This window comes from Nonomuraea helvata (assembly GCF_039535785.1).
Lineage (GTDB): Bacteria > Actinomycetota > Actinomycetes > Streptosporangiales > Streptosporangiaceae > Nonomuraea > Nonomuraea helvata.
Window position 1 is genome coordinate 549954 of record NZ_BAAAXV010000001.1, and the last position, 16576, is coordinate 566529.

Annotated in this window: 11 protein-coding genes; 5 read left to right on the forward strand and 6 right to left on the reverse strand. The window is 68.1% G+C overall.

All coding sequences use genetic code 11. The features are described 5' to 3' along the window. Positions 1–86: 86 nt before the first annotated feature. The 5 genes from ABD830_RS02450 to ABD830_RS02470 all read left to right on the forward strand — a co-directional run bounded on the left by ABD830_RS02450 (position 87) and on the right by ABD830_RS02470 (position 7058). Positions 87–2138, forward strand: coding sequence for a family 43 glycosylhydrolase (locus ABD830_RS02450; RefSeq protein WP_344984613.1), 2052 nt, complete (start codon positions 87–89; stop codon positions 2136–2138). Between the two features lie 21 nt (positions 2139–2159). Next, the gene (locus ABD830_RS02455) at positions 2160–3608 is read left to right on the forward strand and encodes a non-reducing end alpha-L-arabinofuranosidase family hydrolase (RefSeq protein ID WP_425567062.1); all 1449 of its coding nucleotides are present in this window, start codon (positions 2160–2162) and stop codon (positions 3606–3608) included. Positions 3609–3766: 158 nt separating this feature from the next. Next, positions 3767–3919 (forward strand): cellulose binding domain-containing protein, encoded by a 153-nt coding sequence (locus tag ABD830_RS02460; RefSeq protein ID WP_344987605.1) that lies wholly within the window; start codon positions 3767–3769, stop codon positions 3917–3919. Between the two features lie 84 nt (positions 3920–4003). Then, on the forward strand, positions 4004–5590 hold the full coding sequence (locus ABD830_RS02465) for a cellulose binding domain-containing protein (protein ID WP_344984614.1): 1587 nt from the start codon (positions 4004–4006) through the stop codon (positions 5588–5590). A gap of 40 nt (positions 5591–5630) precedes the next feature. Next, positions 5631–7058, forward strand: coding sequence for an arabinofuranosidase catalytic domain-containing protein (locus tag ABD830_RS02470; protein WP_344984615.1), 1428 nt, complete (start codon positions 5631–5633; stop codon positions 7056–7058). 168 nt (positions 7059–7226) lie between these two features. On the opposite strand, the gene ABD830_RS02475 is transcribed toward ABD830_RS02470, so the two are convergent. The 6 genes from ABD830_RS02475 to ABD830_RS02500 all read right to left on the reverse strand — a co-directional run bounded on the left by ABD830_RS02475 (position 7227) and on the right by ABD830_RS02500 (position 16462). After that, entirely contained in the window at positions 7227–10703 is a 3477-nt protein-coding gene (locus ABD830_RS02475; protein ID WP_344984616.1) for a ThuA domain-containing protein, read from the reverse strand. A 234-nt stretch (positions 10704–10937) separates the two neighbouring features. Beyond that, positions 10938–11771 carry a sugar phosphate isomerase/epimerase family protein gene (locus tag ABD830_RS02480; RefSeq protein ID WP_344984617.1) on the reverse strand — a complete coding sequence of 278 codons (834 nt, stop codon included), beginning with the start codon at positions 11769–11771 and terminating at the stop codon, positions 10938–10940. Positions 11772–11810: 39 nt separating this feature from the next. After that, on the reverse strand, positions 11811–13007 hold the full coding sequence (locus ABD830_RS02485) for an ABC transporter substrate-binding protein (protein ID WP_344984618.1): 1197 nt from the start codon (positions 13005–13007) through the stop codon (positions 11811–11813). Continuing rightward, complete coding sequence (locus ABD830_RS02490) at positions 12994–13944, reverse strand: ABC transporter permease (protein ID WP_344984619.1); 951 nt, start codon at positions 13942–13944, stop codon at positions 12994–12996. The genes ABD830_RS02485 and ABD830_RS02490 overlap by 14 nt, the downstream gene beginning before the upstream one ends. Positions 13945–13954: 10 nt before the next feature. Continuing rightward, positions 13955–14968 carry an ABC transporter permease gene (locus ABD830_RS02495; RefSeq protein ID WP_344984620.1) on the reverse strand — a complete coding sequence of 338 codons (1014 nt, stop codon included), beginning with the start codon at positions 14966–14968 and terminating at the stop codon, positions 13955–13957. After that, positions 14969–16462 (reverse strand): sugar ABC transporter ATP-binding protein, encoded by a 1494-nt coding sequence (locus ABD830_RS02500; RefSeq protein WP_344984621.1) that lies wholly within the window; start codon positions 16460–16462, stop codon positions 14969–14971. Between the last annotated feature and the right edge of the window lie 114 nt (positions 16463–16576).

The window sequence follows — 16576 nt, forward strand, 5'->3', positions numbered from 1 at the left end:
AGGCCGTGTAACCCTGCAGGACCGAACGTTAGCGCTAACAAATTTCGTGGCAGCCATCCTCGATCCAGCAGCCAAGGAGCTTTTGGATGTCACCCGTCATCCCCGGCGACCGCGCACGACGGACCGTGCTCGCAGCTCTCTCGTCTCTGCTTCTGCTGGGCGTGTTCCTCACACCCCAGGCGTCGGCCGCCACGGTCGACACGAACGCGTGGTACGTCCTGGTCAACCGCAACAGCGGCAAGGTCCTGGACGTCTACAACTCCTCCACCGCCGACGGCGGCCGCATCACCCAGTGGACCCGCAACAACGGCAACCAGCAGCAATGGCAGTTCGTCGACTCCGGCGACGGCTATTACCGCATCAAGTCCCGCAACAGCGGCAAGGTCCTGGACGTCAGCAACTCCTCCACCGCCAACGGCGGCAGCATCGTCCAATGGGCCGACCACAACGGCGCCAACCAGCAATGGCGCCTCGCCGACTCGACGGGCGGCTATGTACGAATGATCAACCGCAACAGCAACAAGGCCCTGGAAGTCCAGAACGCCGCCACCACCGACAACGCCGCCATCGTCCAGTACGACGACTGGGGCGGCAACAACCAGCAATGGCAGCTCGTCCCGGTCGGCAGCGAGCCGACCCCGGGCGGCGACTACACCAACCCGGTCGTCTGGCAGGACTTCGCCGACGGCGACATCATCCGGGTCGGCGACACCTACTACTACTCGGCCTCGACGATGCACTACTCGCCGGGCGCGCCGATCCTGCGCTCCTACAACCTGGTCGACTGGGAGTACGCCGGGCATTCGGTCCCGAAGCTCGACTTCAACTCAGGCGCCTATGACCTCAACGGCGGCCGGGCGTACGTGAAGGGCATCTGGGCCTCGGCCTTCAACTACCGCGCCGCCAACAGCACCTACTACTGGATCGGCTGCGTCGAGTTCAACCGGACCTACGTCTACACCGCCTCCGCGGTCGACGGCACGTGGACCAAGCGCTCGCAGATCAACAACTGCTACTACGACGCCGGCCTGCTGATCGACACCAACGACACCATGTACGTCGCCTACGGCAACAGCACCATCAGTGTGGCCCAGCTCTCGGCCGACGGGCTCAGCCAGGTGCGCTCCCAACAGGTGTTCCAGACCCCCAGCGACGTCGGCACGCTGGAGGGTTCCCGCTTCTACAAGCGGAACGGCTACTACTACATCTGGCTGACCCGCCCCGCCAACGGCCAGTACGTGCTCCGCTCCACGTCGCCGTGGGGTCCGTACGAGATGCGCCAGGTCCTGCTCAACATGCCCGGGCCTATCTCCGGCGGCGGCGTGCCCCACCAGGGCGGGCTCGTCCAGACCCAGAACGGCGCCTGGTACTACATGTCGTTCGTCGACGCCTACCCCGGCGGCCGGGTGCCGGCGCTCGCGCCGATCACCTGGACCAACGACTGGCCGACCGTGCAGACCGTCAACGGCGGCTGGGGCGTCAACTACCCGAAGCCGAACATCCAGACCAGCCAGACCGTGGCGTCCATGATCGGCCCCGACACCTTCACCTCGGGCAGCCTCGGGCACCGCTGGGAGTGGAACCACAACCCCGACACCAGCCGCTTCTCCACCGGCAACGGCCTGCGCCTGCAGACCGCGACCGTCACCAACGACCTCTACAACGCCCGCAACACGCTGACCCACCGCATCCAGGGCCCGTCGTCGACGGCGACGATCGAGCTCGACTACTCGCAGATGGCCAACGGCGACCGCGCCGGGCTGGCGATGCTGCGCGACCAGTCGGCCTGGATCGGCGTCAAACGCGACAACGGCGTCAACCGGGTCGTGATGACCAACGGGCTGACCATGAACAGCTCGTGGCAGACCACCGGCACCGGCACCGAGGCAGCGGGCGCGAACATCTCGGGCGACCGGATCTGGTTGCGGGTCAACGCCGACATCAGGCCCGGTTCCGGCAGGCAGGCGCGCTTCTCCTACAGCACCGACGGCAGCACCTTCGTGAGCCTCGGCCCGGCCTTCACCCTGAACAACGCCTGGCAGTTCTTCATGGGCTACCGCTTCGGGATCTTCAACTACGCCACCCAGTCCCTCGGCGGCGCGGTCACCGTGCGCCGCTTCGACCTCACCACTCCCTGATCGGATCAATCGGAGCACATCGTGAAATTGAGACCCCTGACCGTCCTCGCGACGGTGGCCACCTTACTGGCGAGCCTGTTCGTCGCCATTCAGCCCGCCCAGGCGGCCACCGTCGACACCAACGCCTGGTACGTCCTGGTCAACCGCAACAGCGGCAAGGCGCTCGACGTCTACAACCTCTCGACCGCCGACGGCGGCCGCATCACCCAGTGGACCAGGAACAACCAGAACCAGCAGCAGTGGCAGTTCGTCGATTCCGGCGGCGGCTACTACCGCATCAAGTCCCGCCACTCCGGCAAGGTCCTGGACGTCTCCAACTTCTCCACCGCCAACGGCGGCGCGATCGTCCAGTGGGCCGACGGCAACGGCACCAACCAGCAGTGGCGGCTGGCCGACAGCTCGGACGGCTACGTGCGGTTCATCTCGCGCCACAGCAGCAAGGCCCTGGAGGTGCAGGGCGCCTCCACCGCCGACGGCGCCAACATCGTCCAGTACGACGACTGGGGCGGCACCAACCAGCAGTGGCAGCTCGTCCGGGTGGACGGCGGCGGCACCCCCGGTCAGTGCGACCTTCCCTCGACGTACCGCTGGACCTCGACGGGCCCGCTGGCGAACCCGAAGTCGGGGTGGGTCTCGCTCAAGGACTTCACCGTCGCCCCCTACAACGGCGGGCATCTCGTCTACGCCACGACCCACGACACGGGGACGAGATGGGGTTCGATGAACTTCGGCCTCTTCACCAACTGGTCCGACATGGCCTCGGCCAGCCAGAACACGATGTCCTCCTCCACCGTCGCGCCCACGCTGTTCTACTTCGCCCCGAAGAACATCTGGGTGCTCGCCTACCAGTGGGGCGGGACCGCCTTCTCCTACAGGACCTCCAGCGACCCCACCAACCCGAATGGCTGGTCAGCGCAGCAGGTGCTCTTCTCCGGAAGCATCTCCGGCTCCGGAACAGGACCCATCGACCAGACGCTCATCGGTGACGGCACGAACATGTACCTGTTCTTCGCCGGGGACAACGGCAAGATCTACCGGGCCAGCATGCCCATCGGGAACTTCCCGGGCAGTTTCGGCTCGACATCGACGGTGATCATGAGCGACTCGACGAACAACCTGTTCGAAGCCGTTCAGGTCTACAAGCTCAAGGACCAGAACAAATACCTCATGCTCGTCGAAGCGATCGGCTCGCAGGGCCGCTACTTCCGATCGTTCACCGCCACCAGCCTGGGCGGTTCCTGGACCCCCCAGGCCGCGACCGAGAGCAATCCCTTCGCGGGCAAGGCCAACAGCGGCGCCACCTGGACCAACGACATCAGCCACGGCGAACTGGTCCGCGCCGGCGCCGACCAGACCATGACCGTCGATCCCTGCAACCTGCAGCTGCTCTACCAGGGACGCAACCCCAACTCCGGCGGCGACTACGGCCTCCTGCCCTACCGGCCCGGTCTGCTGACACTGCAACGCTGACGGCACAACACGGGACCGGCTCGGATGTCCACCAGGGCCAGGCGATGGTCCCGTCCTGGACACTGATGCGTGCGGCACACGGACCGGGTGTGCCGCACGGCGCCTGCCTCAGGACGCGGGCACGCCGGTGGCGCGGCGCATGAGCGAGCATCAGCAGCCTGTGGAACGGCACGCGGACCGTCTCCGGCTCCGCCGTGACGGTCCGCAACACCTCCTACAACGGCTCCATCGCGGCAGGCTCGTCCACCACCTTCGGCTTCACCGCCAACGGCACCGCGGCCACCCCCGCCGTCACCTGCACCAGCCCCTGACCTTCTGCTCATCCGGGGCGGCCGATACCCCTCGCCGAGGTCGGCCGTCCCCATGCAGTAACCCGCTCACCTTTAGGAGCATCCTTGCGCAAGGTCGGAACTCTTCTCGCCGCCGGCATTCTCGTAGGCGGGCTGATCGCCCTGGAGGGCCAGGCCGGCGCCCTGGAGAACGGGGTGGCCCGCACGCCCCCCATGGGTTGGAACAGCTGGAACACGTTCGGCTGCAACATCAGCGAGACGTTGATCAAGCAGATGGCCGACGCGATCGTCAACTCCGGCCTGCGCGACCTGGGCTACAAGTACGTCGTGGTCGACGACTGCTGGTTCGACCCCACCCGCGACTCCGCGGGGAACCTGCAAGGCAATCCGTCGCGGTTCCCCGGCGGGATGAAGGCCCTCGGCGACTACCTGCACGCCAGAGGGCTGAAGTTCGGCATCTACCAGGTGCCGGTGGACAAGACCTGCGCCCAGTACTTCGGCGGGTACCCGGGCGCGACCGGGAGCCAAGGGCACGAGGTCCAGGACGCCAAGCAGTTCGCCGCCTGGGGCGTGGACTACCTGAAGTACGACTGGTGCTCACCCAGCGGCACCATCGACGACCAGGTCCGTACGTTCGCGAAGATGCGTGACGCGCTGGCGGCGACCGGACGGCCGATCGTCTACAGCATCAACCCGAACAGCATCCATGCGAAGACCGGCCCACAGCGCAACTGGGGCGATGTCGCCAACCTGTGGCGGACGACCGAGGACATCACCAACAAGTGGGACACCGGCCAGACCAACGGGTACCCGATGGGCATCCAGAACATCGTCAACGTCACCGTCCCACTCGCCTCGTACGCCAGGCCGGGCGCGTTCAACGACCCCGACATGATGGAGGTCGGCCGAGGCGGCATGACCGACACCGAGATGCGCAGCCACTTCGCTCTCTGGGCGATCATGGCGTCACCTCTCATCGCCGGGAACGACCTGCGCACCATGGACCCGGCGACGACGACCATCCTGAAGAACCAGAACCTGATCGCCATCAACCAGGACCCGCTCGGCCTGCAGGCGCGCCAGGTGAGCAACGACGGAACCCGGCGTGTGCTGGCCAAGAAGCTCAGCAACGGCGACGTCGCGGTCGCCCTGTTCAACCAGGGCGGCAGTACGACCATGATCAGCACCACCGCGTCCGCGATCGGGCTGGAGGGCGGTTCGTTCACCCTGCGCGACGCGTGGACGAACGCCGTCAGCAGTAGCACCGGCACCATCTCGGCCGGTGTGCCGTCGCACGGCACCGTCGTCTTCCGGGTCAGCGGCGGCACCTCCTCGTCGCCGACACCCACGCCGACACCTACACCGACACCCACGCCGAGCGGCCAACCAGGCGGTTGCACGGCGACGTACCGGCTGGTCAACGACTGGGGCACCGGCTTCCAGAGCGAGGTGACCGTCAGCAACAACGGGTCGTCCCCGATCGACGGCTGGACCGTGAAGATGACGCTGGCCGGTGGCCAGACCATCACCAGCGTGTGGAACGGCGTGAACACCGGCACCAGCGGCGCAGTCACCGTCAAGAACGCCTCCTACAACGGCGCCATCGCCGGGAACGGGGCGACGACGTTCGGATTCACCGCCAACGGCAGCGGCTCGGCCACCCCCACCGGCGTCACCTGCACGAGCCCGTGATCCACCGCAAACGTCACAGCTCGAAGAAGGGAAAGCACCTGTGCCACACATCAGTTCTTTTCGCCGTCGGTTGAGACTGTCTGCCGCGGCCGTCGCCGCGCTGTCGACGGCCGGTGTCGGTATCGCCGCGACACATGTCGCATCGGCGGCCACAGCCGGATGCCAGGTCACTTACACGGTGACCAACCAATGGTCCGGAGGCTTCGGCGCCAATGTTAGCGTTAACAATCTCGGCGACCCGATCAACGGCTGGAAGCTGTCCTGGTCGTTCGGCGCCGGGCAGACGATCACCCAGCTGTGGAACGGCTCGTACACCCAGTCCGGCTCCCAGGTGACGGTGTCCAACGTCAGCTACAACGGCACCATCCCCAGCGGGGGCAGTACCAGCTTCGGGTTCAACGGGAGCTGGAACGGCTCCAACCCGGTGCCGTCGAGCTTCGTCCTGAACGGCGTCACCTGCAGCGGCGACGTCTCCACCCCCACTCCCACCGTCACGCCGCCGCCCCCGCCGTCCCAGCAGCCGTGTGACATCTACGCCGCGGGCGGCACGCCGTGCGTGGCGGCGCACAGCACGACCCGTGCCCTGTACGCCTCCTACAACGGCCCGCTGTACCAGGTGCGCCGTGCTTCGGACAACGCCACCCGGGACATCGGGGCGCTGAGCGCGGGCGGGGGCGCCGACGCCGCGGCGCAGGACGCGTTCTGTGCCGGCACGACATGCCTGATCACCATCATTTACGACCAGTCAGGCCGTAACAACCGCCTCACCCAGGCGCCTCCCGGCGGGTTCTCCGGCCCGGCCCCGGGCGGATACGACAACCTCGCGAACGCCACCAAGGCACCGACCACCGTCTACGGCCGCAAGGCCTACGGCGTCTACGTGGATCCCGGCGTCGGCTACCGCAACAACACCACCAACGGCGTCGCCAAGGGGGACCAGCCGGAGGGGATGTACGCCATCTTCGACGGCACGCACTACAACGGCGGCTGCTGCTTCGACTACGGCAACGCCGAGACCAACAGCCGTGACAACGGCAACGGCACCATGGAGGCCATCTACTTCGGCAACATCAAGGTCTGGGGCTACGGCGCCGGCAACGGCCCCTGGATCATGGCCGACCTGGAGAACGGCCTCTTCTCCGGGGTCAACCAGAAGTACAACGCCAACGACCCGAGCATCAGCCACCGGTATCTGACGGCCATCATCAAGGGCGAGCCGAACCACTGGTCGATCCGCGGCGGCAACGCGCAGTCGGGCAGCCTGTCGACCTTCTACAACGGACCGCGCCCCAATGTCGCCGGTTACAACCCGATGAAGAAGGAAGGGGCCATCATCCTCGGCATCGGCGGCGACAACAGCCACGGCTCCGCCGGCACCTTCTACGAGGGCGTGATGACCTCCGGCTATCCGACGGATGCCACCGAGAACGCGGTCCAGGCCAACATCGTCGCCGCCGGATACAGGTGAGTCAGTCAGGTGGACCAGCTACCGGAGAGCCCTGCAGCCGCGGCGCGCGCCGCGTAGAAGAGCAGTGGGTGCGGCAGCCGGAGAAGTGACCGGGTCGGCGACCGGTCAGGCCGCTGGAGCCGGCCGCAGAAGGGCGGCCGGCTCCAGGGTTCGGACGTCACATGGGGATCAGACGCGGGTCCACTTCTGGTTGTTCTGGCCGTTGCACGTCCAGATCTGCACCTTGGTGCCGTTGGCGGTGCCGGCGCCGCTGACGTCCAGGCACTTGTTCGCTCCGACGGCGGTGATGGTGCCGTCAGCGTTGAGTCGCCACTTCTGGTTGTTCTGGCCGTTGCAGTCCCAGATGATCGCGCTGGTGCCGTCCGCCGTCCCGGCCCCGTTCACGTCCAGGCACTTGTTGCCGTACACCCGCAGCTCACCCGCGGCAGTCGACGTCCACTGCTGGCCGGTCTGCCCGTTGCAGTCGTAGATCTGCACCTGGGTGCCGTTCGTCGACGAGGCTCCGTTGAGGCACCGGTTCGACCCGACACCCCGCAGCGCACTCGTGCTGCCGCCCGGGGGCTGGCCGTCGCCCTGCCCGACCCCCTTGCCGTTGAAGGTGATCGAGTCCACGTCGAACGCGTTCGCGGACGGCGCCTTGAACACGACGTAGACGTTGTGGGTGCCGCCGGGATCGGTGACCTGCGCCGCGGGCAAGGACGCGTACGTGTTCCAGCCCCCGGTCGCCGTCACCGGGCTGGAGGCGATGAGCGCCCCGGTCGGCGAGTCGGCGTGCAGCTCGATGGACGCCCCGGTACTGGACGGCGCCGAGACCCGGAAGGACACCGAGTCGATCCCGGACAGGCTGACCGGGGTGAAGGAGATCCAGTCGTTGTTGGAGATGTCGCCGATGCGCCTGCCGCCTTCGGCTCCGGGCTCATCGACGATCCGGACTCCGGACGAGCCGGTGAAGTGCTCGGCCTGCTTGTGCTTGGGCTGCAGGGTGATGCCGGTGCTGCCCTTCAGGCCGCCCTTGTCGGTGTAGTCGGCGGACAGGACGTAGTAGACGTTGGAGGCCTCGTCGTGGCCCGAGGCGGTGGTCGTGACCGTGCCGGAGCAACCGGTGTACTGGCCGGTGTCGTGGGCGTGCTGGTCATGCCCGAGCGCCGTGATCACGTTGACCTTGGCGCAGTCGACGGTGCCGTCCTCGGGGTCGGTGACGTTCACCGTGTAGGCCACCTGGTCGCCGAAGTTGATGAACCCGCCGTCGGGCGGAGCCGAGAAGACGACCTTGGGTCTGCTGTTGCCGATGACGATGGACAACGTGACGCTGCCCGTCTTCCCGCCGGAGTCCCGTACGGTCAGCGTGGCCGTGTAGGTGCCGTTGGCGTTGTAGGTGTGGGACGGGTTGGCGCTGGTGGAGGTCCCGCCGTCGCCGAAGTCCCACGCGTAGGTGATCGCGTCGCCGTCGGGGTCGGACGAGCCGGCCGAGGAGAACGCCACCGTCAGCGGCGCCGCGCCCGAGTCCGGGTTGGCGCTCGCCTTGGCCAGGGGTGCGCGGTTTCCGGCGACGTAGTCGACCCGGTAGATGCTGTCATCGGTGTTCGTGTGGCCGAAGCCGTTGCCCCAGTCGGCCATGTACAGGGCGCCGTCCGGACCGAACTTCATGTCGATCGGCGCATGCGGGGCGAGCTGTGCCACAAAGGGGTTGATCTTCAGCAGGTTGCCCGAGGAGTCCAGGCGGAACTCCTTGACGAAGTTGCGGCTCCATTCGTAGACGAACGGCGTGCCCTCGAAATACTCGGGGAACTTGCGGTCGGAGGCGGCCGGGTCGTAGTGGTAGAACGGGCCGCCCATCGGAGCGGCACCGCCGCAGCAGTCGATCTCGGGGAACTCTGCCGAGGCGTGGTAGTTGTACCAGACGGTCGCGGGCTTGGCCGCGGGCAGATTGGTCAGGCCGGTGTTGTTCGGCGAGTCGTTGACCGGTGCCGAGCAGTTGAACTTCGCGCCGGAGGTGTTGGTGGCGAAGTTGAAGTCGTTGAACGGGATGTTGTTGCCGACGCAGTACGGCCAGCCGTAGTAGCCCGGCTGCTTGATCAGGTTCCACTCGACGGTGCCCTCGGGACCGCGGCTGGAGTTCGCGGCGCCCGCGTCGGGGCCGTAGTCACCCAGCGAGATCCAGCCCGTCACCTTGTCGACGGAGAAGCGGAACGGGTTGCGGAAGCCCATCGCGTAGATCTCCGGCCGCGTCTTGGCGGTGCCGGGCGCGAACAGGTTGCCGGACGGAACCGTGTAGGTGCCGTCGGACTCGGGGTGGATGCGCAGGATCTTGCCGCGCAGGTCGTTGGTGTTGGCCGCGGAGCGCTGGGCGTCGAAATGCTCCCGGCCCGGCCGCTCGTCGATCGGGGCGTAGCCGCTGGACCCGTTGGGGTTGGTGTCGTCACCCGGGCCGATGTACAGGTTCCCGCCCGGTCCGAACGCGAGGTAGCCGCCGGTGTGGCCGGGCTCGTCGACGTTGCGGTACGCCGGCACCTCGATGATCTTCTTCTCGCTCGCCAGGTCGAGGCTGGTGCCGTTGAAGGTGAACCGCGACACCCGGTTCACCTCACCGCCGTTGGACGGCGAATAGTTGACGTAGATCCAGCCGTTGGTGGCGAAGTTCGGGTCCAGCGCCAGTCCGATGCCGCCGTCCTCGCCGCCGTCGTACACCGACAGGGTGGCGATGACGCGCGTGCCGCCGCCATTGGCGGGGATCAGGTTCACCTTGCCCGAGCGCGAGATGTAGAAGACCCGGCCGTCGGCGGCCACGTCCAGCTCCATCGGCTGGTCCGGTGCGCCGTCGAGGGTCACCTTCTGGAACCGGGCCCCGACCGTGCCGCCGCAGTCGCCCGCGGCCGCGCCCGCCGCCCACTTCACCCCACCCAGCAGGTGCTGCTTGAAGAGCGGCTCCGAGTAGGAGGATGCCTGGTGGCCCATCGCGGTGGCCCACACCCGGCCGCCCTCCGGGTTGTGACACCAGGAGATCGGGTGGTCGGCGCCCATCTTGTTCGGCCCCGCGTCGTAGGTGGTCTCGTCCGCGGTCACCAGGACGTGCACCGAGCCGCGCATGTTCTTGTCGAAGTTGTACCACTCCTCCGTGCGCACCCAGCGATCCGGCAGCCCCTTCGTGGAGGGGTGAACCTTGTCGGCCACCTTGGCGGTGCCCTGCAGGATCGACGAATGCGCGGTCATGTGCGCGCCGGCCAGGGCGACCTGGTCCCACCAGGGGAACAGCGACTCGATGTTCATGTCGGTGGCGTTGTGGATCGCGACGACGCCGTGACCGCCGCGCACGTACGCCTGGAAGGCCTGACGCTGGGCGTCGTTGTCCCACACCATGCCGCTGGTCTGGAGCATGATCACCGCGTCGTAGGTGTTCAGGGTCGCGGACGTGAAGACGGCGGAGTCCTCGCTCTGGTCGAGCTGGAAGTTGTTGTCGGCCGCCAGCTGCTGGAACATCGCGATACCGGCGGGGATGGAGTCGTGCCGGTAGGCGCCGCTCGCTGTCTTGGTGAACAGCAGCACCTTGAACTGCGGAGCGGCCGCGTGCGCCATGAGCGGCACCGCGGACAGCCACAGCCCCAATAAGGCTGCGACAAGGGCGGATAACAGGCGTGATGTTCGCATGAAGGATCTCCTGGGGGGGTTACCGGCGACGGTCGGAGTTGAAGGTCGAGGAAGGCCTGCGTCGTCTCGCCGATGCCGGTCGTCTTCAGCGTCGAATCGATTCGGAACGAAAGTAGGTCGGGCAAAACTGAGGTGTCAAGCATGCTTATCCAGCGGAGCCCGGACCGGCTTGGCTCTTCTACCAGGCGAGAGTCTCGCGGCCGTTCCCAATACCGCTCGATAAGTCTGAAACTTTCACAGGGTGCGCAAGTAGGCGAGGCCGTCCACGGCGAGCGCGTCCTGGCTCTGCGCGAGGGGCCGCCAGATGGAGGCCGCGGTGGCGATGGTCCGGTTGTGGGCGGTGAAGGACTCGATGACGAGCGGCCCTTGATAGCCGACGTCGTGCAGGGCCCGGGTGAAGCCGGGCCAGTCGAAGCGGTCGGCCCCCGGCGTGCCGCGATCGGTGCCGCACACCTGCACGTGCGCGATCCGGTCCGCCGCGGCCCGCACCGCCTGGGCGGGGTCCTTCTCCTCGATGTTCATGTGGTAGATGTCGAGTGCCAGGTGGCAGTCCTCGGGCAGCGCCTCCAGCGCCTGCTCGACGGTGTTGACGAGGCTGGTCTCATACCGGTTGAGCGGCTCGACCGCGAGCTTCACCCCGCGCTCGGCCGCATGGTCCAGGACGGGCCGCAGCGACTCACGCAGCTCGGCGTAGATTTCCCGGCGCTCGTCCGGTGACAGCCGCCACGTACGGCCGACCGAGGCGTACGCCGGTCCCCCGATCACCGGGGAGCCGACGGTCGCCGCCACGTCGACGCAGTGCCGCAGATAGTCCTGGGTGTCGCGGACGGTTTCCGGGGAGGCGGCCACGAGCTCGCGACCCGGCGGCATGACCAGCACCACGGATGCCGCCAGCCCCTGCTCGGCCAGCACCGCCGCGGCCTTGTCCGGGTTCCAGTCGCCGGGCTGCTCGACGGGCAGCTCGATGACGTCGAAGCCCCACCCGGCGATGCGGGGCGCGAGCCGCGCCAGGTCGTCGTCGGTCAGCGGGGAGACCCAGACCCAGGTGTTCACTCCGATCGAGAACATGGCGTCCCCTCTTCGTCGTCGGTCCGCGGAAGGGGCCGATCAGCTCTTCTTCCCGCCCCAGGTCTCCGGGAACCCGGGCAGGTCCTCGCACCCGCACAGCGCGTAGTGCAGCGGCGGCATGTTGGGCTTGAGGTAGGTGGACAGGTTCTCGCTGGTGACCTTCGGCTGCGGCAGGTTCCACATCTTGGGCACCTCCTCACCCTTGAGGATCTTCAGCGCGGCGATGATAGGGGTGCGCCACTGGTAGGTCGGGTACGTGGGCGCGACGGCGGTGAGGCCCGCGTCCTTCCACTTCTGGAGGAAGTCCTGCTGGTCCTCGCCGTTGATCGGCGGCACCGGCACGCCCGCGTCCTCGAACGCCTCGATCGCCGCCACCGCCGTGGCGCCCGAGTCCATCCAGACGCCGTCGATCTTGCCGTACCGCTGGATGTAGTCGCTGACGATGCTCTTGGTCTTGGCGGCGTCGCCGTCGGTGAACTCCACCCCCACCACCTTGAGCTGGCTCTTGTCGAAGACCACCTTCGCCGCCGACCAGCGGGTCTCCAGCACGTCCACGCCGGGCAGGATGCGCAGCGCCAGCACCTTCCCGCCCGCCGGCACCTTCTCGACCAGAAACTCGGCGGCGTCGGCGCCGAAGGCGTAGCCGCCGATGGGCTTGATGAACGTCACCGGGCAGTCCGTCTGCACGCCCCGGTCGAACACGATGACGGGCACCTTCCCGCAGGCGGCCGTCACGGCGGGGGTGAGCGTGGCCGTGGTGTTCGGCGAGACGATCAGCGCGTCGCAGCCCTTGGCCTGCAGCTCGGCGATGTCGGAGATCTGCTTGTCGTCCTTGCCCTCGGCGTCCAGGGCGGTGAACTTCCCGATCTCCTTGTGCAGGCCGACCTCGGCCTGCATCGTCTTCCACCCGACCTGGCGCCAGGGGTTGTCGACCGCCGCGTTGGAGAAGCACAGGTGGTACGGCCCGTCCTTCTTGTACTTCGCCGTGTCGGTCATCTTCGGGGCGATGGCCTGCTCCCAGGGCTTGTCCGTGGGGCCCTGCGGCGTCTGGGAGCGCATGGCCAGCTGGGCGTCGAAGTCCGCCTGCACGAAGAACTTCGACTGCGTGCCGGTGCCCGAACCCTGAGCGCTGGTGGCAGGCGCCGCGGGCCGGGTGGTGGCCGCCGGTTTGTCGGTGGTGCAGCCGGCGAGGACGAGCGCGGCGAACACGGCGACTGCGGCCTTATGACGCGGCATGTGCGTCTCCTCTTCGGGGGGTGAACTTCCGGGGAAGTCGGATGGCTCCCGCCGCGACCGCGGCGATGATGATGACGCCCTGCACGGTGAACTCCAGCGCCCCCGAGATGCCGTACAGGTTGAGCAGGGTGAACAGCGCCTCCAGCGTGAAGGCCCCGGCCATGGCGGCCGGCACGGAGCCGCGGCCGCCGCCGACCACCACGCCGCCGAGGACGACCGCGGTGATGGCGGAGAACTCCAGTCCCTGGCCGGCCTGCGCCGAGACCCCGGCGAAACCGCCAAGCAGGATCGCCGCGACGGCGGCGGCCAGACCGGAGAGCATGAAGGCGAAGATCTTGGCCCGGCCGACCCGGACCCCGGACAGTGCCGCGGCACGCTCGTTGTCACCGGTGGCGATGAGGGTCCTGCCGAAATCGGCGCGCATGAGCCAGATCGCCGCCGCGCCCACGGCCAGCAGGATCAGCACCGACCACGGCATCGGCCCGAGGCCGCCGCGGCCGAACACCCGGAAGCCCTCCGACAGCGCGCCACGCGGCGCGCCGCCGGTCCAGAGGAAGACCGCCCCTCTGAGGACGAGCAGCATGCCGAGCGTCACGATGAACGAGGGCACCCGCAGCTTGGTGGTGACCACGCCGTTGACCAGTCCGACGAACAGCCCGACGACGATCAGCAGGGCGAGGACCGGCCAGGTGGCGGACTCGTCACCGTCGATGAGCCGCGCGGCGATCACCACTTCGGCCGTCACCAGCGAGCCGACCGACAGGTCGAACTCGCCGGAGACGATGACGAAATACTGTCCCGCGGCGAGGATCACCAGCGGCGCGGCCCGTTTGAGAAATGCCAGGAACCCGGCGGGCTCCAGGAACAAGGGGTTGGCGACCGCGATCGCGGCCAGCAGCACCACGAGGACCGCGAGGATGGGAAGTGCCCGCTTCATGCCGCCCACCTCATTGTGACCGCCTTGTTCCGCGCCGGGCGTAGACGGCCACCGCGATGACGATGACCACGCCGCGGACCACGTCCTTGACGAAGGAGTTGACCTCGAGCTGGTTGAAGATGGTGTCCAGGACGGCCAGCAGCAGGACGCCGCCCACGGTTCCGGCGACCCCGCCCTTGCCTCCGGCCAGCGCGGTCCCGCCGAGCACGACCGCGGCGACGGACTCCAGGTCGTAGCCGCCGTCGGTGCCCACCGTGGGCGCCCCCGCCCCGAGCCTGCCGGCCAGCAGCAGGCCGGCGATGCCGGCGCAGACGGAGCAGAGCACGTGGGTGACCACGATGACCCGGCCCGTACGGATCCCGGACAGCCGGGCGACCTCCTCGTTCCCGCCCACCGCGTAGATCCGGTATCCCAGCCGGGTCCTGCTCAGCAGGAACCAGGCCACGACGGCCACGCCCGCCCAGAGCATGGCCGAGACCGGGACCGGCCCGATGCGGGAGTAGCCGAGGAGCTGGAACGACTCGGGCACCTTGCCCGCCGGGCCGTCGTACAGATGGTCGACGATGCCCTTGATGATCAGTGCGACGCCGAGCGTGGCGATGAAGGCGTGGACCTGGAGCCGGGTGATGATCAGCCCGTTGACCAGCCCTACGAGCGCGCTGACGGCCAGCACCGCGGCGACCGCGGGCACGATGTTCCCGTCCTGGCCCGCCATGATCTCCGCCGCGACCAGTGAGGCCAGACTGATCAGGTACGCCACGGACAGGTCGAGCGATCCGGCCAGGATCGCCAGCGTCTGCCCGACCGCCACGATGCCGAGGGCAGCCGAACGCTGCTGGATCCCGACGACGCTCTCCATGGTGAAGAACTGCTCGCCATTGAGCGCGACGAGGGCCCAGCCGACCGCGACCAGGCCGAGCAGCGCGAGGAACACCACCTGCGTGGGTTCGCGCAACCGCGCCGCCAGGCCGCCGTGCGGCTCGCCGCGGCGGGCGGGACGGCGCACGCGTACGAGCAGGTTCATTCAGGCCGCCTCTCCCGCGGCCAGGCGCATGACGGCCTCCTCGGAGGGGCCGGCCGGCAGCGTGCCCGCGATGCGGCCGTCCCGCAGGACGACGACGCGATCGCTCATGCCGATGAGCTCGGGCAGCTCGGAGGAGATCATCATGATGGCCATGCCGTCATTCGCCAGTTCGCGCATCAGGTCGTGGATCGCGGCCTTGGCCCCGACGTCGACGCCCCGGGTCGGTTCGTCGAACAGCAGCACCCGTGGCGCCATCGTCATCCATTTGGCGAGCACGACCTTCTGCTGGTTGCCTCCGGACAGGTAGCGGACCTCCTGTTCCTGGCGCGGAGGCGAGAGGCGTACCCGTTGGAGCAGATCGCGCAGGCTGTGGCGGTCCTTGGCACCCACCGCGCGGGCGACGAGCAGGGCGTTGTCGCGCACGGACTGGCGCAGGGCGAGCCCTTCGGCCTTGCGGTCCTCGGTCACCAGCCCGATGCCCATGGCCACGCCTTCACGGACCGAGCGCGGGCGCGACGGGGTCATCTCGCCCGTGGTGAACGGCTCCGCGCCGAAGATCGCTTTGGCGAGTTCCGATCTGCCGGATCCCTGCAGGCCCGCGATGCCGACGATCTCCCCGGCACGCAGCTCCAGATCGATGTCGTGCAGCTTGTGGTTGCCCGCTCCGCGCAGGCTGAGCCGTACCTCTCCGGCGCCCGCGGAGCGGGGCGGGAAGTAGGTGCCGAGGTCGCGCCCCACCATCAGGCGGATCAGCTCGTCGGGGGTCACCTCGCCGATCGGGAGCGTGGTGACGCGCGAGCCGTCCTTGAGCACGGTGACCCGGTCGGCGAGGTCGAACACCTCGCGTAATCGGTGGGAGATGTACACGACGGCGACGCCGCGTTCCCTCAGCCGCCCGATCAGCCGGTGGAGCAGCTCGACCTCGTGCTCGGCGAGCGCCGCGCTGGGCTCGTCCATGACGACGAGCCGGGCGTTCACCGACAGCGCCTTGACGATCTCGACGATCTGCTGCTGGGCCACCGACAGGCGCTTGACGGCGTCGCGGGGGCCGAAGGGGTCCTCGCCCAGCTCGTCGAGGAGCCGCGCGGTCGCCTCCTCCATGGCGGCCCGATCGACCAACCCGCCGACCGGTCCGCGCCTGACGGGCTCGCGTCCGAGGAAGACGTTCTCGGCGACGGTGCGCTCGGGCAGCAGATTGAACTCCTGGTGGATGATCGCGATGCCGGCGCGCTGCGCGTCGAGCGGATGGCGGAAGGAGACGGGCCGGCCGTCGATCTCGATCGTGCCCTCGTCCGGCGCGTGAACACCGGAGATGATCTTCATCAGGGTGGATTTGCCGGCGCCGTTCTCGCCGACGACGGCGTGGACCTCGCCGGCCGTCACGTCCAGGTCCACTCCGGACAGCACCCGCATGCCCAGGAAGCTCTTGCCGATGCCGCGCATGCTCACCACGAGCCTGGGGCTGTCGACCAGATCCGGACTTATCTCCCTCATGCTGCGGGATGCTAAGCGGGCTTATGTCGACGGTCAACCAAAAGTTTGCACCGGTACGACATAACCCGGCCGGGGCCGCGAAAGATGTCGTCCTGACGAACTGAGCAGGCATCC

Coding starts and splice junctions, on each gene's coding strand:
- ABD830_RS02450 (WP_344984613.1), top strand. CDS start 87: ATGTCACCCGTCATCCCCGGCGACCGCGCACGACGGACCGTGCTCGCA.
- ABD830_RS02475 (WP_344984616.1), bottom strand. CDS start 10,703: ATGCGAACATCACGCCTGTTATCCGCCCTTGTCGCAGCCTTATTGGGG.
- ABD830_RS02480 (WP_344984617.1), bottom strand. CDS start 11,771: ATGTTCTCGATCGGAGTGAACACCTGGGTCTGGGTCTCCCCGCTGACC.
- ABD830_RS02485 (WP_344984618.1), bottom strand. CDS start 13,007: ATGCCGCGTCATAAGGCCGCAGTCGCCGTGTTCGCCGCGCTCGTCCTC.
- ABD830_RS02490 (WP_344984619.1), bottom strand. CDS start 13,944: ATGAAGCGGGCACTTCCCATCCTCGCGGTCCTCGTGGTGCTGCTGGCC.
- ABD830_RS02495 (WP_344984620.1), bottom strand. CDS start 14,968: ATGAACCTGCTCGTACGCGTGCGCCGTCCCGCCCGCCGCGGCGAGCCG.
- ABD830_RS02500 (WP_344984621.1), bottom strand. CDS start 16,462: ATGAGGGAGATAAGTCCGGATCTGGTCGACAGCCCCAGGCTCGTGGTG.